At 53.8% G+C, this 16,309-nt stretch carries 15 protein-coding genes; 4 read left to right on the plus strand and 11 right to left on the minus strand.

Features of this window, described 5'->3' with window-relative positions:
- Positions 1-121: 121 nt before the first annotated feature.
- The 5 genes from cysE to F3F93_RS12005 all read right to left on the minus strand — a co-directional run bounded on the left by cysE (position 122) and on the right by F3F93_RS12005 (position 6,237).
- On the minus strand, positions 122-862 hold the full coding sequence (gene cysE, locus F3F93_RS11985) for a serine O-acetyltransferase (protein ID WP_176959436.1): 741 nt from the start codon (positions 860-862) through the stop codon (positions 122-124).
- Positions 862-2,115 (minus strand): pitrilysin family protein, encoded by a 1,254-nt coding sequence (locus tag F3F93_RS11990; RefSeq protein ID WP_176959437.1) that lies wholly within the window; start codon positions 2,113-2,115, stop codon positions 862-864. The genes cysE and F3F93_RS11990 overlap by 1 nt, the downstream gene beginning before the upstream one ends.
- A gap of 67 nt (positions 2,116-2,182) precedes the next feature.
- Positions 2,183-4,285: a polyribonucleotide nucleotidyltransferase gene (pnp, locus tag F3F93_RS11995; protein ID WP_176959438.1), complete on the minus strand. Its 2,103-nt coding sequence runs from the start codon at positions 4,283-4,285 to the stop codon at positions 2,183-2,185.
- 93 nt (positions 4,286-4,378) lie between these two features.
- Positions 4,379-4,651: a 30S ribosomal protein S15 gene (gene rpsO, locus F3F93_RS12000; protein ID WP_176959439.1), complete on the minus strand. Its 273-nt coding sequence runs from the start codon at positions 4,649-4,651 to the stop codon at positions 4,379-4,381.
- 284 nt (positions 4,652-4,935) lie between these two features.
- Positions 4,936-6,237, minus strand: a complete 1,302-nt coding sequence (locus F3F93_RS12005; RefSeq protein ID WP_347239256.1) for a dicarboxylate/amino acid:cation symporter — start codon at positions 6,235-6,237, stop codon at positions 4,936-4,938.
- A gap of 154 nt (positions 6,238-6,391) precedes the next feature.
- Here F3F93_RS12005 and F3F93_RS12010 point away from each other — a divergent pair, with 154 nt between their 5' ends.
- Both F3F93_RS12010 and F3F93_RS12015 read left to right on the plus strand, forming a co-directional pair.
- Complete coding sequence (locus F3F93_RS12010) at positions 6,392-6,787, plus strand: PilZ domain-containing protein (protein WP_176959441.1); 396 nt, start codon at positions 6,392-6,394, stop codon at positions 6,785-6,787.
- 123 nt (positions 6,788-6,910) lie between these two features.
- Positions 6,911-9,049: an EAL domain-containing protein gene (locus F3F93_RS12015; protein WP_176959442.1), complete on the plus strand. Its 2,139-nt coding sequence runs from the start codon at positions 6,911-6,913 to the stop codon at positions 9,047-9,049.
- Here the strand turns inward: F3F93_RS12015 and nagZ are convergent.
- From nagZ to F3F93_RS12045, 6 genes are all read right to left on the minus strand, one after another.
- Complete coding sequence (nagZ, locus tag F3F93_RS12020) at positions 9,046-9,933, minus strand: beta-N-acetylhexosaminidase (protein ID WP_176959443.1); 888 nt, start codon at positions 9,931-9,933, stop codon at positions 9,046-9,048. The two genes, F3F93_RS12015 and nagZ, sit on opposite strands and share 4 nt — an antisense overlap.
- An 81-nt stretch (positions 9,934-10,014) precedes the next feature.
- Positions 10,015-10,557, minus strand: coding sequence for a hypothetical protein (locus F3F93_RS12025; RefSeq protein ID WP_176959444.1), 543 nt, complete (start codon positions 10,555-10,557; stop codon positions 10,015-10,017).
- A 207-nt stretch (positions 10,558-10,764) separates the two neighbouring features.
- Positions 10,765-10,938: a hypothetical protein gene (locus tag F3F93_RS12030; RefSeq protein WP_241697140.1), complete on the minus strand. Its 174-nt coding sequence runs from the start codon at positions 10,936-10,938 to the stop codon at positions 10,765-10,767.
- A 196-nt stretch (positions 10,939-11,134) separates the two neighbouring features.
- Entirely contained in the window at positions 11,135-11,284 is a 150-nt protein-coding gene (locus F3F93_RS12035; RefSeq protein ID WP_241697141.1) for an ABC transporter permease subunit, read from the minus strand.
- A 138-nt stretch (positions 11,285-11,422) separates the two neighbouring features.
- On the minus strand, positions 11,423-12,229 hold the full coding sequence (locus F3F93_RS12040) for an ABC transporter permease (protein ID WP_176959445.1): 807 nt from the start codon (positions 12,227-12,229) through the stop codon (positions 11,423-11,425).
- Positions 12,230-12,351: 122 nt separating this feature from the next.
- Positions 12,352-13,275 (minus strand): ABC transporter permease subunit, encoded by a 924-nt coding sequence (locus tag F3F93_RS12045; RefSeq protein WP_176959446.1) that lies wholly within the window; start codon positions 13,273-13,275, stop codon positions 12,352-12,354.
- Between the two features lie 104 nt (positions 13,276-13,379).
- Between F3F93_RS12045 and ubiG the strand changes: the two genes are divergently transcribed.
- Together ubiG and lptD are read left to right on the plus strand one after the other, a co-directional pair.
- A complete protein-coding gene (gene ubiG / locus F3F93_RS12050) occupies positions 13,380-14,096 on the plus strand; it encodes a bifunctional 2-polyprenyl-6-hydroxyphenol methylase/3-demethylubiquinol 3-O-methyltransferase UbiG (RefSeq protein ID WP_176959447.1) in 717 nt (238 codons plus the stop codon).
- An 83-nt stretch (positions 14,097-14,179) separates the two neighbouring features.
- Entirely contained in the window at positions 14,180-16,276 is a 2,097-nt protein-coding gene (gene lptD, locus F3F93_RS12055) for an LPS assembly protein LptD (protein ID WP_176959448.1), read from the plus strand.
- The last annotated feature ends 33 nt before the right edge of the window (positions 16,277-16,309 follow it).

Below are 16,309 nucleotides of genomic sequence, written 5' to 3' on the forward strand. Positions count from 1 at the left end.
CGCCTCACGGCGCGTCTTGCGACGCTTGTGATCGTATTCCGCTTCCGCAAAACTCAACTGATCCATAACTCCTCCTGTTCGGAGAAATTATACAGGAATCGACGAGTTATTCAGAGTATCCCTAGATACCACCGCCAAGAAAGCGTTCCAGCTTCTCCTGCTCGCTGAGGCGATCCTTATCAAGATCATCGGAAGCTTTTGCCGCTTTACCTTTGACATCGGGATGGAAGGTATCAATACGCGCATTCACATCCTCGATCATCTTCAGCACATGGCCAAGTGCTTCAGAGACCGGGTTGGCCAGCAGATGATGATCAAGGTTGATTTTACCATCCTCGATCAACGGTCCGGTGATTGAGACCACCGTGCCCGGAATACCAACAACGGTTGAATGCTCGGGCACATCACGGAACACCACCGAGTTGGCACCGATACGTGACTGCTGGCCGATGGTAATCGCACCGAGCACCTTCGCGCCGGCACCAACAATCACTCCATCCTTGAGTGTCGGATGACGTTTGGTCTTCTCCCAGGTGGTACCACCGAGCGTAACCCCGTGGTAGAGCGTCACATCATCACCGATTTCGGTTGTCTCACCGATCACAATGCCCATGCCGTGATCGATAAAGAAACGGCGGCCTATCGTTGCCCCGGGATGAATCTCAATACCGGTGAAGAAACGGGCCATGTGCGAGATGAAACGGCCAAGCCAGAAAAAACGGCGACGCCAGAGCGCATTGGCCAGACGATACATCCAGATTGCATGCAGCCCCGGATAGCAGGTCAGCACCTCCCAAGCCGAACGAACGGCAGGATCGCGGTCATATGCGGTGCGTATATCTTCTCTGATAGCGGTAAACATCAGCGAATTCTATCACAGATTTCTGAAAGTGCCTTCTCAGGTGCGGCAACACTCCACAGTTTGCCTGCAGAGAGGTGGGATGCTGCCCACTGCGCAACGGCATCAGCATCAACCGCGTTAATGCGCTGCAGCCACTGCATCGGAGAGGTGAGCTGCTGCTCATCAAATCTGCCACCAAGGTAGAGCATCTGCCCCTCCACTGAATCCAGCCCCATACGCAGCTGAACCTCCAGCTGTCGGCGGGCTCGTTCAACCTCCTGCGGGGTAATACTTTCAGCAAAATCGTCCATCAGCGAGGAGAGCAGAGATACACACTCCGCCGCCCGTTCCGGCTCAGAACCACAGGTGATACTCCAGGTGCCTACATCACTGAGAGAGTTCAGGTGTGAACCGATACTGTAGGCAAGGCCGCGCTTCTCACGCACCTCGCGAAACAGCCGCGAACTCAAACCACCACCGAGCACCTGATTGGCCAACCATGCTACCGGACGCTGCGTTGAAGAGGCGTGGATACCTGCAACAGAGACAACAATCTGCGCCTGCACACCCTCTCGTTTCAACGCCTGCACACCAGATGCCATCGCGGCAGGCTGACGACGTGCGACAGGTTCACCCGCTTTGCGCCAGCCAGCCTCTGCAACCGCATCCACCAGCTGCTGATGATCGATATTGCCCGCAGCGGTGATCAGCATACGTGGCGGTCGATACCAGTGCGCCAGAAAACCACTAAGATCACTCTGACTGATTGATGCCAGCGATGCATGCGTGCCCAGTACCGGACGACCAATCGCATCACCCGGAAACAGTGCCTCCACATGCTGATCGGTCACCCACTCCTCCGGTGTATCATCCACCATCGCCATCTCGGCATAGATCACTTCACGCTCACGCTGCCACTCATCTTCCGGCAGCGCCGGCTGCTGAACCATGGCAATCAGAATATCCAGCGCCTCACGCCACTGCTCATGCAGCACATGCAGATGGAAGCAGGTTCTCTCTCTTGAGGTGTAGGCGTTGGCATTGCCACCGAGCTCATCGAGTTTTTCAGAGAGCTGATGCACATCCATATCACGGGTGCCCTTGAACAGCATATGCTCCAGTGCATGCGTGATACCAGCCTCGGCAAGAGACTCATCGCGACTGCCGACATCGATATAGATACCGAGCGCCACACTCTGCGCAGCAGGCATCTGATGCGTGAGCACCAGCGGGCCATCTGTTATCTCTGTTTCCTGATAATACGGTTCAGTCATCTTCACCCACAAACAAGAAGAGGCGGGCAAAAGCCCACCTCTTCCGAACAGCTTGAATTAAGCCTCATTAGCCCTCGGATTCTTCCAGAAGCGCCTTCATGGAGAGACGGATACGACCATTACGATCAACATCCAGAACCTTCACGCGAACCTCCTGACCTTCAGAGAGCTCATCAGCCACTTTATCAACACGATGATTGGCAATCTGTGAGATATGCACCAGACCATCGGTACCGCCAACAACACGAACGAACGCACCGAAGTCCATCAGCTTGACAACCTTACCGGTGTAGATCGCGCCAACTTCAACCTCAGATACGATATCTTCGATCATCTTCTTAGCCGCTTCACCAGCCTCGCCGGTTACCGCAAAGATCTTCACTGTGCCATCATCTTCAAGATCAACCTTGGCACCTGTTGCTTCAACGATACCACGGATCACTTTACCACCGGCACCGATCACTTCGCGAATCTTGTCCGCCTTGATCTTCATGGTAATCATGCGAGGCGCATGGTCAGCAATCGATGGACGTGCTGTATCGATGCACTTGGCCATCTCATCAAGGATATGGATACGACCGGCATGTGCCTGAGCGAGTGCTTCACGCATGATTTCACGCGTCAGTCCACCGATTTTGATATCCAGCTGCAGCGTGGTTACGCCATCACGGGTACCAGCCACTTTAAAGTCCATATCGCCGAGATGATCTTCATCACCCAGGATATCGGTCAGTACAGCGTAGCCGTCTGACTCAAGAATCAGACCCATCGCCACACCGGCAACCGCAGCCTTGGTAGGCACACCGGCATCCATCAGCGCCAGAGAGGTACCGCACACGGAGGCCATCGAAGATGAACCGTTGGACTCGGTAATCTCAGATACGGAGCGGATCGCATAACCGAAATCATCCATGGCAGGCAGAACAGCTTCAATACCGCGACGGGCAAGACGGCCATGGCCGATCTCACGACGTCCCGGAGGGCCGAAGCGACGCGCTTCACCAACAGAGTATGGCGGGAAGTTGTAGTGCAGCATGAAACGCTGTTTGGCTACGCCTTCCAGAGACTCAGTCATCTGCATGTCAGATTCTGTACCGAGTGTAATGGTAACCAGCGCCTGCGTTTCACCACGAGTGAACAGAGCAGAACCGTGTGTACGTGGCAGCACGCCAATCTGGCAATCAATCGCACGCACCTGATCGGTTGAACGGCCGTCAATACGCGGATTACCGGCAATGATAGAGCGACGAACAACACTCTTCTCAAGGTTCTTCATTGCAGAGCTGACATCGTTGGATGAGAACTGACCGGGATTCTCTTCTGTACCAGCAAGCTTCTCCTGTGCCGCAGCACGGAAGGCGTCGATCTTGGCTGCACGTGCCGATTTATCGACAATGGCGTAGGCCTCGCGAACATCAGCTTCGAATGCTGCATTGACAGCCTCTTTCACTGCATCGTTTCCTGCCAGCTCAACAACCAGCTTCTCTTTACCGGCAATCCTGACCAGCTCTTCGATGGCATCGAGTACAGGCTGATAACCCTCCTGACCGAAGATGATCGCATCGATCATCTGCTCTTCAGAGAGCTCCTTCGCTTCAGACTCAATCATCAGTACCGCATCGCGTGTGCCAGCAACGATCAGATCCAGCGCTGAATCTTCCATCTGCGCATAGGTAGGGTTGAGTACAAACTCACCATTGATCATACCAACGCGGGAAGCAGCAATCGGCTCAGCAAATGGCACGTCAGAGATAGAGAGTGCTGCAGATACGCCGTTAATGGCGATGATATCCGGATTGGTGGCATCATCAGCAGAGATCACAGTTGCGATAACCTGAGTCTCGTGGAAGTAGCCTTTAGGGAACAGCGGGCGGATTGGACGGTCGATCAGACGGGAGGTGAGTGTCTCCTTCTCCGATGGACGACCTTCACGCTTGAAGAAACCGCCAAGAAAACGGCCTGCCGCGTAAGTTTTTTCCTGATAGTGAACAGTCAGCGGCATGAAATCCACGCCCTGCAGTGGCTGCTTGGCAGCGGTTGCAGCAACGTGAACAACAACGTCTCCAACCTTGGCCAGAACCGATCCACCGGCCTGTCGGGCTACACGCCCTGTTTCAAATGAGATTGTTTGGCCAGCAACATCGGCCTGAGTAGTCTTTACATCAAACATAGAGTTATTTCCTTTTTAACGCGCATGCCTTTGGCAGGGATAGAACCGATAAAAAGAAAAAAGGCGGCCCACAAGGGGCCGCCTGAAACTTGTTTACTTACGCAGACCCAGGGCTTCGATCAGGGCGCGATAACGGCCGAAGTCTTTTCCTTTAAGGTAACCGAGCAAGCTACGACGCTGGCCGACCATCTTGAGCAGGCCGCGACGTGAATGATGATCTTTGTGATTGTTTTTAAAATGATTCTGGGAGAGCTGATTGATACGCTCTGTCAGCAGTGCCACCTGTACTTCAGGTGAACCTGTGTCGCCTTCACTGCGACGAAATTTCTCGATAATTGTGTTTTTTTCTTCCAGCGCCAAAGACATGAACGTTCTTACCTCTTATTTTCTTTCCTTTTCATTAGGGCGGCGAACCATAGCGACAGGTTTCGATGCATGCAAATATTTATTACACCAAGTGCAATTCCGCCACATCGCCATTGGAACCAACGCCCCTTCTATTAATAGATAGCACAATTCGTTCGTAACCGATGCAATCTGGTCAGCAAACGTAAACTAGGCGAAACAAAGCCAAGCACCGCCTCCCACTTACTTCAGAGAATAACTCAATAGCTCATCTCGAACATCGCTGTTTATCACATCTTAAGATGCTACTTTTGCTCGCTCGGATGAGTTGTTGGCAATATTACATCTTTCGCATGGCCTGCATCCGGATCATCAAATATCGCCATATCAATGCTGCTTTCACTGCGGGCTACGATGGCTGTGACGACTGCGTCACCCGTGATATTTACTGCGGTTCGGATCATATCAAGCAGGCGATCCACACCGATAATCAGGGCAATGCCCTCAACAGGCAGACCAACCTGATTAAAGACCATCGCCAGCATGATTAACCCCACACCGGGCACACCCGCAGTACCGATCGATGCCAGCACGGACATGGCAATCACGGTAAGGTAACCGGTAAGGCCCAAATCAATACCGTAAACATTGGCAATGAATACTGTTGCCACGCCCTGCATAATTGCAGTGCCATCCATATTGATCGTGGCACCAAAGGGTACGACAAAAGAGGCTGTGGAGTTATCAACACCGATCCGCTTCTCAACACACTGCAGCGTGATCGGAATCGTGGCGTTTGAGCTTGAGGTGCTGAATGCGAATATCTGGGCGCTGCGCATTTTACGCAGAAATTGCAGCGGACTGACCCGCCCAAGCACCTTAAGCAGAATCATCAGTGTTCCTGTTCCATGCAGGATCAGGGCACCAACCAGCACTGCAAAGTAACCAAGCATGGGCAGAATCATACTCATACCCTGCAAGGAGAAGGTTTTAGCCATCAAGGCAAAGACGCCAATGGGAGCCACATGCATCACCACATTGACCACCTCCATCATCACCATGTTCAGGCGCTCGGACATATCGATAATGGGCTTGCCTGGGTCTCCAATCATCAAAATACAGACGGCAAACAGAATGGTGAAAAAGATGATCTGCAGCATGTTGCCTTCGGCATAAGCGGCAATTGGATTGCCCGGCACGAGGTCAATAAAGACCTGACTCAATGGCGGAGCAGCAGGGGCGGTAAAGGAACCTGTGGATGCAGAGGCAAGCTCAAAGCCCTGGCCCGGAGCAAAAAAGGTTGCGATAGCGATGGCGAGGCTGATAGCCAAAGCCGTGGTAAACATAAACAGTGCGAATGCTTTTCCGCCCACACGGCCAAGTTTGCTGATATCCCCAATGCCACATACACCACAAATAAGAGAGAAGGTGACCAGTGGTACGACCAGCATTTTTAACATGCTAATAAAAATTGCACCCACGACATGAAACAGACCCATAACCAGATAGGTATGAATCCATTGATTATCAGATGCAAAATTATTAATCAGACTTCCGGCAATCAGTCCGGCAACCATCCAGACCAGAATTTTATTGGTCATGTTCATTTTATTGCTTCCTTCTCGCATGCCACCTTCCCGATTACTCAAGTTTCAACAGCAAAACCATAAGCCGCCGGGCCATCAATTGCACACATGCCTTTGCCATAACCGGCGCCATGTATATAGTTAAGTCGAACAAAACCCTCAACAGGGAGGCTCGATGCCAAACAGCAATCACCGCAGATACACCCGATCACAGGTTGAAGTTGCCGCACTGTTAACGATTGAGCATCAGGAGCCTGTTGAGGTTGAAGTGCTCGATGTAAGCATGAATGGCACCTTTCTGAAGACCAACCTTAAACTTGAAGCGGGCACCCGCTGCACAGTCAGCATTCTGCTTGGCCACTTTCAGCATGAGCTGCCCATTGAGGCCGAAGCAGTTGTTGTTCGAGCCACGGCGATGGGGCTGGCCCTGCGCTTTGAGTCGGTAAAAATCGACAGCACTCCGCGACTGCAGACCCTGATTGTCGACCACGCTGAAGACCCTAAACAGGTTCAACTTGAGTTTTCACAACAGGGTGGTTTTATTTTCAATCCCGACCGGCAGCAGCGCTGAAGTGTTAAAAACCAACGCGTTACAACAGCAAAACCGGCAAGTTTATGCCGCTCAATAAAAGTGCCCTGACGGCGGTCAGCCGCCTGTTCAGTAATGGCACACGATTTGCTGAGGCTAAAGCCCATGCAACAGCCTGATAACCACAAGACCTTCGACGCTCTGGCCACCATCATGGTGGTCGATGATGATGAGATTCTGCGCGAGACGCTGACAGAGATCCTGCACGACTCCGATTACACTGTCGTAGAAGCGACCAATGGCGCAGAGGCGCTGGAGCGCTTTAAAGAATCCGCACCGGATCTGCTGCTTGTGGATGTCACCATGCCACTGATGAACGGCTATGAACTTTGCGAAGCGCTGCGCAAACTACCCAATGGCCACAATGTCCCTCTCATCATTATGACCGGCCAGGATGATGTCGAGGCGATTGAACAGGCGTTTGACAGCGGTGCCACCGATTTCATCTCTAAACCGATCAACTGGCCTATTATCGGCCATCGTATCCAGTATACCCTGCGTGCCAGCCAGGCCATGAAGGAGGCCACGCTCACTGCCAAGCTACTCTCCGATGCACAGCGCATCGCCAAACTCGGCAACTGGAGCTGGGACACCAACGGCAAGGAGATCCATGTCTCCACTGAGTCCTACCGCATCTTCGGCGTACCACGCACCTCGCCATGTATATTTCATCAGCTGCTGCTCTCCTCCATCCACCCCGATGACCGAGTCACCTTTGACAGAGCGATCAAACGTGCAGAAGACAATATCCCTGCCGACATCGAATTTCGCATCACGCCACCGAATGGCAACCTGCGTATCATCCATATGCATGCTGAACGAACACCGGATGGAACCCCGACACAGCTCTTCGGCACACTTCAGGATATTACTGAGCGAAAGAACACCGAAGAGGAGATCCGTCAGCTCGCCTATTACGATGCCGTCACCGGCCTGCCCAACCGCACCCTGTTCAAGGAGCATCTCAAGGTGGCCATCAAACAGGCCGCCCGCAACGGCACCAAAGTGGCGGTCATGTTCCTTGATCTGGATAACTTCAAACGCATCAATGACAGCCTCGGCCATGATGCCGGTGACCAGCTGCTCGAAGAGGTCTCCAATCGCCTGACCCGGAGCATTCGCCCCAGCGATCTGGCCGGCTCGGAACGCGATGATGGCAATGGCCACTCGCTTGCCCGCCTTGGCGGCGATGAGTTCACCGTCATGCTTAGTGACATTGAGGATATCAGACATATCAGCCTGATCGCCGAACGTATTCTCGCCTCCCTGAATGAACCTGTGATGTTAAGCGGCAATCGGGTAGTGGTGACATCATCTATAGGCATCTCGGTCTACCCTGAGGATGGCGAAAACATCGACCTGCTGCTCAAACATGCCGATGCAGCCATGTATCAGGTGAAATATAAGGGTAGAAACGGCGTCTTCTTTTACGATGATGATCTGCGCATTCAGAGCCAGTCCAGGATCCAACTGGAGGGCGAGCTCTACAAAGCATTGAAAAATGATGAGATGACACTCTTCTATCAGCCCAAGGTGGATGCTGTCACACAGACGGTCGTTGGCTTTGAAGCGCTGATCCGCTGGATTCATCCTGAGCGCGGCATGGTCTCCCCGATCGACTTCATTCCTGTTGCCGAAGAGTCCGGCCTGATTATCCCGATGGGTAAATGGATCATCAAAACAGCCTGCAAACAGCATCAGGCATGGCGTGCAACCGGTGCTGAGCCGGTGGTCATCTCGGTCAATATCTCATGTCACCAGTTTACCGACCACTCGCTGGTCAGTGCCGTAAAAGAGATTCTTGCCGAGACAGGCATGGATCCGACCTATCTCGAATTTGAGATCACCGAAAGTATTCTGATGCAGGATGCAGATGCCGCCATGCGGGTACTGAAAGAGCTTAAGGAGATGGGGCTGAAGCTCTCCATTGATGATTTCGGCACCGGCTACTCCAGTATGAGTTACCTCAAACACTTCCCGATCGACATCCTGAAAGTCGACCGCTCCTTCATCATGGATATCCCTGAGAATGAGCAGGATGCCACGATCACCAAAGCGATCATCTCACTGGCTAAAGCGCTTGAGTTGGGTGTGGTTGCCGAAGGTGTTGAGACCACAGAGCAGCTGCAGTTCTTATGCGATTGTGAGTGCGACCAGATTCAGGGTTACCTCTTCAGCCCGCCTCTGCCACCGGAAAAAGCAGGCAAGCTACTGGGCACCAGCTTCGATATCGGTAAAAGCTAACCCTCCAGGCTGCGGTAGACTTCAGCCACACCCTCAGGCTCACAGACCAGCAGAACATCACAACCCACTTCCAGTGCAGCTTTAGCGGCCTGCACCACATCATCACCGACACCCCTCATGCAGAGATCATCACTCCATACCTGTCCGAAGAAACCGATGCGTTCACGCAGCACATGATGAATCCAGAACGGCGAAAGTGTGCCGACATCGCGATTGACCGCCGTATAGATCACATGCGCTGTCATCACATGCCTTAACCCCTCTCTGATCACACGCCGGAAGGTCTCGCTCTCCTCAAGCAGGACCGGAAGAGCAGCATCCACCTCAGGCACCGCCACATGCGAATCGGCATTGGCGCGACCATGGCCGGGGAAATGTTTGCCGACAGCGTCAATGCCCGCATCGTGCAGCCCACGCATGCAGGCGGCACCCAGCGCAACCACCACATCAACCTCAGATGAGTAGGCACGCTTTCCGATAATGCCGTGCCCCTCGGGATGAAACAGATCAAGATCCGGTGCGCAGTTGTGCGTAAACCCAAGCTCAGCCAGCGCCCTGCCCACGATCAGACTATCCTCATAGACCGCATCCACGCCTGCCTGCGCATCGCTCTTATATATAGATTCATACTCCGCCGCATGCCGCCGATTGTTAAACGGTGCCCAAGGCAGACGATTCACCCGGCCACCCTCCTCATCAATCGCCGCCCACGTATCTGCACCTGTGCAGAGCCGCACATCATCCAGTAGCGCTTTCACCTGCTCAGGGCTCTCAATGTTACGGGCAAACAGAATCACCCCCAGCGGCGGCTTACTCTTAAGCCACACCCGCTCCTGCTCACTTAATACTGTGCCACTCAATCCAATGATCAGGTGTTCATTCATCAATAGCCCATTCCTTCGGAATCCTTCAATTCACCCTGCTTACCGTATTTAATCAACCTGATTCATCTCGCTAATATGAAATCATAAGATACTGACCACTGGAGCAATGATAGCGACAACAATTGGTGCAATATATTCAGTCACCCGAGGAGTCATCACTGTTACGTGCAAAACCGAACGCAACAACCATACAGCAACATGCCCCAATGACACTTTCTTAGATGAAATATCCCTTACTTTGCCTTCCCCAGGATTATAGTCGTTCAGGACATAATCCCACCTCAAAAAGCCAACCTTCTTCAAATAATAACTTCTATTTTCTTGGTCGATTTCAGCATTGAATGATTTCAGCTTCGTATGGGCAACAGCAAGACCTTCAAAGCGATGAAGAATCGTAGAAATAATTTTTAAATCTTTCTCTTCTCGCATGTATTGATAGTAGCGAAGAAAAAAGTACCCCCAAAGTACCCAAGCGGCAACCATCAACACTTCAGGCTTCCCAATTAATAGTTCGGTACCCAATAAATTGATTTTCACCACAGTCAACTGTGCGAAATCAAATACGATTAGAGCACTACTAATAATTAACAGATTTCTACGCTGCCTTAAAAGACCACTTCCCAACAATACAATTCCCCTTGTTCACAATCGCCCCAATTAATAATTATTACTTCTCTAATGAGATCATACTGGGGAACATAGAGTGTACAAGTCTACTTAACGTCAATCACATTAAACCCTATTGATCTTTCTCTTCATCTGTTGAATCAAATCAGCCTTTGATCTCCATGCGCACATCAAGTTTATCGCGCAGAGCGTCGCCGAGAAGGTTCACGGCCCACCAGTGAGAAGAGAATCAGACCGGGCCAGATGGCGAATGGCGATATAGGGAACGCCGGATCCATTGGCGATAGCCGCCTCAACAAAGGGGACGGATTTGAATGAGAGCACCTGTGCACGTGAAAGACGGGCAAACCCGACCCAGCCAACCACCAGCGCCATCACCAGGTTATCGATGCCGGGGCCAGCAGCGGCAAGGCAAGGCAGAACGCTGCCAGTCTCAAAGTAGATCTAGACATTACGATCTCTTAAGCTTTGATTCGAGGCGTGCATGTGCCTTACTTTGCGAACCTTTGCGTCAAGGTGAATTGCGCTTGCGCAAGAGAGAGTACCCTGGGGTGCCTCTGCGGTGAAAAAGTCGTTACTCATGACGCTGCCTCGGATCGAGCCAGAGGCCGAGCAGATCGGCAAAGAGATTGGCCCGCACATAGAAACCGGCAATGATCAACACGCACCCCTGCACCAGCGGATAGTCTCGGCGCTGAATCGCCTCAATGGTCAACAATCCCAACCCCGTTCAATTGTAAAGTTTTGCATCGTCCAATCGTAAAGTTCTGTACCGTCTGATTGTAACCTTTAAACACAATAGCATCGCTGAACAGTCATGTGTTCTTCATGATTTTCCATCACTGCCCTGCCAAACAGACGCTCATTTAATATCCATCCGCACATCGAGTTTATCGCGCAGGGCGTCGCCGAGAAGGTTCACGGCCATCACCAGTGAGAAGAGGATCAGGCCGGGCCAGATGACAAGACCGGGGGAGACCAGCATCAGGCGGGTGCCTTCGCGGATCATGGTGCCGAGTGATGCATCGGGCGGTTGCACACCGACACCGAGGAAAGAGAGCCCAGCTTCACCGATAATCACTGCCGCAAGACCGAAGCTGGCTTCAACCAGCAAGGGGGCGGCGATATTGGGCAGCAGGTGGCGAACTGCGATATAGGGGACGCTTGTGCCGTTGGCGATGGCAGCTTCAACAAAAGGAACGGATTTAAAGGAGAGCACCTGCGCGCGCGAAAGGCGGGCAAAACCGACCCAGCCGACCACCACCAGTGCCATCACCAGATTATCGATGCCGGGGCCAAGCATCGCAGCCAGTGCAATCGCCAGAAGAATGCCGGGGAAGGAGAGCACGATATCGGCGATCCGCATCAGCAGCGCATCCACCCAGCCGCCGACCCAGCCTGAAACCATGCCGATGGTGATGCCCACACAGCCGCCAAACAGCACAACGGTAACCCCCACCATCAGCGAGAGCTGCAGACCTTCGGAGAGGCGCGCCAGCAGGTCGCGCCCCAGCGCGTCGGTGCCCAGCAGGTGTGTACCACTTGCACGCTGCAGTACCGCATCAAGATCAATGGCATGGCTATCGATGCCACCCACTGCCGCAGCCAGTAGTACCAGCAGCGGAAAGGCCAGACAGAAACTTGCCAGTCTCAAAGCAGATCTAGACATCACGGTCTCTTAAGCTTTGATTCGAGACGTTCATGTGCCTTACTTTGCGAACCTTTGCGTCAAGGTGAATTGCGCTTGCGCAAGAGAGAGTACCCTGGGGTGCCTTTGCGGTGAAAAAGTCGCTACTCATGACGCTGCCTCGGATCGAGCCAGAGACCGAGCAGATCGGCAAAGAGATTGGCCAACACATAAAAACCGGCGATCAGCAGCACACAGCCCTGCACCAATGGATAATCACGGCGCTGAATCGCTTCAATGGTCAATAGTCCCAGCCCCGGCCAGTCAAATACGGTTTCAGTGATCACCGCACCGCCAAGCACTGCCCCCAGCTGCAGGGCAAACATGGTGATCACAGGAATCGCAGCCAGACGCGCGGCATGACGCCACCAGATCAGGCCTTCGGAGATACCGAAGGCGCGCGCGGTACGTGTGGCATCCATGCTCATCGCCTCCAGCCATGAGGAGCGGGCCATACGCGACAGTACTGCAGCCAGTGCTGTGCCCAGTGTCACCGCAGGCAGGATGATCGAACCGGGTTGATCCATGCCGGAGACCGGCAACCAGCCGAGTCCCACAGCAAACAGCAGCATCAGCATCGGGCCTAACCAGAAGTTGGGGATCGAGACACCGATCAGCGAGAACCCCATGGCTGCCACATCCTCTTTTTTACCGGCATGGCGCGCTGCCCAGTAACCAAGCGGCAGCGCCAGAATCACCGCCAGCATCAGGCTGACTATCGCCAGCTGTGCCGTTGCCGGCACCCGCTCAAGGATAAGTTCGAGCACCGGCCGGTGATCCACCAGCGATGTGCCCCACTCGCCAGTGGCAAGGCCGGTAAGATAACTGCCATATTGCATGAGAATCGGCTGATCCAGACCCAGCGCCTGCCGCAGCACTTCACGATCGGCCTGCATCGCAGTCTCACCGAGCAGCGCATCCACCGGATCACCCGGCACCAGATGCAGCAGGAAAAAGACCAGCGTAGCCACGCCCAACAGCGTGGGAATCGCCTGTAGTAGTCTGGTTGCCATAATTCGTCCGAACACACGGGCAGCCTACCCGTGTTTTTTTGCCTGACCAGCCCTGTTGTCTGTCGCGACAAGAGAGATCACCGCTTGCCTTCAAAGCGCTTGAAAGACAGCCTGCGCCTATGCAAACAGAGCAGCAGACACAGCACTTTGACAGCGATGAGATCGCCAAATTTGAAGCGATGGCAGAGGAGTGGTGGGATCCCACCGGAAAATTCAAACCTCTGCACAAGATCAATCCGATCCGGCTCGACTATATCGACCGGCAGGTAAAACTTGCTACGGCCACCGTGCTTGATGTCGGCTGCGGTGGCGGCCTGCTGGCTGAAAACATGGCCGCACGCGGCGCCAAAGTGACCGGCCTTGATCGCTCCCCTAAAGCACTGGCTATCGCACGTCTGCATAGCGAGCAGTCAGGGGTATCGGTTGAATATGTAGAGAACGATGCGGAGACATGGGCTGAAAACCATGCCGGGCACTATGATGCGGTCACCTGCCTTGAAGTGCTGGAGCATGTGCCGGATGTGCCACGCACGGTAGCTGCCTGCGCCGCCATGATTAAACCCGGTGGCCACTTCTTTTTTGCCACCCTGAACCGCAACCCCACCTCCTATATCAAAGCGATTCTGGGCGCGGAGTACATTCTCGGCTGGCTGCCTAAAGGCACCCATGAGTATGCCAAGTTTATTAAACCTTCAGAGATGAACAGCGCACTGCGCGGTGCGGGTCTTGAGATCAAAGATCTGAAAGGACTCTCCTATGCCATGCTCAGTGACCGCTTCTCGCTCTCGGACGACCTCTCCGTCAACTACCTCGGCTTCGCCATTAAACCGCTCTGAACCTGCTGAAAAGCGGCTCCGGGGCGTTATGTCCGGCCACGGTAAAGTGGACGGGTGGGAATTGTAAGATAGCTTGCCACCCCATGCTCGATCTGCGCCGCATTTTACAGGCTATTGTTGCCACCACCCTGCTGCTTGCCGCAACAGCCTCCAACGCCGCCCCTGTAGATATTTCAGCCGATGAGATCTCGCGCAGCAGTGATGGTGTCATCACCGCCAGAGGCAATGTGATCATCAAACGGGAGCGCGAGACACTGCGTGCCGATGAGGTACTCTATCGCAGCGAACAGCAGATTCTCGAGGCGCGTGGCCATGTGGTGATTGAGTCGCCACAGGCAACCATTCAAGCCGAAGATGCCATCATGCAGGCCAACAGCAAAACAGGAGAGATGAACAAGGCGACAATCATGCTTCCCGATGGTTCCCGTCTGGTTGCAGCGCGGGTGAAGCGCATTGATGACCAGCGCTTTGAGGCTGAAGAGCTGACCTATTCAGCCTGCCCGATTGATGAAGAGTCATGGTCTATCGCCGCCAGCAAAGCGGAACTTGATCAGCAGGAGGGCTCGCTGACTGTACAGCACAGCAGATTTCAACTCTTGGGGGTGCCTGTACTCTACGCCCCCTGGTGGCAGCAACCACTACGCCGCAAATCAGGACTGCTTATGCCCAAGGTCGCATCCGGCAAGCGGCGCGGCACTGAGGTGGCCCTGCCGCTCTATCTGGCTGTTGACCCAAGCTGGGATTTCACGGCCACCCCACACTGGATGAGTGCGCGTGGCGTGATGGGCACGGGCGAATTGCGCCACATCTCCGGCCTGGGCTCTGAACGACTACAGGCCGCCTGGATTGATGATGCTGAACTCAACAGACAGCGCTACCGCTTTGATGGTGCAATCCACTGGGATCTGCCTGCGAATTTCGCCTTTGATGCTGATGGCGACTTCGTCAGCGATCCCGATTATCTGGCCGATTATGATACCGGCGACAATATCAGCGCCTACTACCTGACCAGTCACGCCACCCTTTCTCAGGGTTTTGATCTCAACACCTTCACGGGTGACTGGATGGTGCAGGCCAGACACCAGCAGAACCTGCTGCTGGCCAACAACAAAACCACACTGCAGATACTACCTCGTGCTGAAAGCCGCATGCAGCTGGAGCTGCATCCGAATCTGCTGCTCCACTTTGACCAGCAGAGTACCCGTTTTGACAGAATTACCGGCGTCGATGGCGGACGCATGGATCTGCACCCCTACCTGGAGATTCCGTGGGAGCTTGGCGGCGGCGGCCTTGCAGCCAATATGCAGATTGGTGCCCGCCAGACACGCTACTGGCTGCAACAGAGTAACCTGACCAACACCAGACCTGTTCGCACAACGATTGAAGCCAATCTCGAACTGCGCAGCGATTTTGAACGCATCAGCGACAGCCGCAGCTGGCGTCATCTGATCTCACCCGTCATCCGCTATGATTATATCGATGCACCTGATCAGAGCGCACTGCCCAATTTCGATTCAGGCTTTGGAGGACTGAGCTGGAGCAATCTTCTTTCGGGTAATCGCTTTGTCGGTTATGACCGCATTGAGCGCAGCAATCGCATCTCTCTGGTTCTGGAGAACAGACTGCAGCACAAAGCGGATGTTGATCAGGCAGCCCGTGACCTGTTAATCCTTCGCGCCGGTGCAGCTTATGATCGACAAAGAAAAAGCGTTGATCCCGCCCTCCAGGCGGCAACGCCGCGTCCATTCTCCAACCTCCTGGCTGAGGTAATCCTGTCGCCTGTTGCCGGCCTGCATATTGCCGGCAGCGGCCAGTACAACCATGCGCAGCGCTACTGGGCTACAGGTTATGCTACAGCCGGTTACGCAGATGCGAGAGGTAATGGCCTGAACATCAGCTACGCCTACACCGATGCCCGATACACCACCCGCTCACAAACCGTCAGCGCAACGGCAAACATCCGACTGGCCAATCGCTGGCTTGCTGCAGGCACTTGGCAATATGACACCCTGCTCAAGCTCTCCCAGCAGAGTTCGGTGACGCTGAAATACCAGCATCCATGCTGGACGCTGGGGGGAGAGGGCTACCGCACCAACCGCCGTACAGGCACCACCAATGCTGCCAACTTTGGCTTCCGTATCTTGCTTGAATTCAAAGGACTCGGTAGCGTCGGTTCGTGAGCGTTTTACCTCTTTCCCTGCACTGCGAGTAAA

It is taken from the genome of Mariprofundus sp. KV, from assembly GCF_013387475.1.
GTDB lineage: Bacteria > Pseudomonadota > Zetaproteobacteria > Mariprofundales > Mariprofundaceae > Mariprofundus.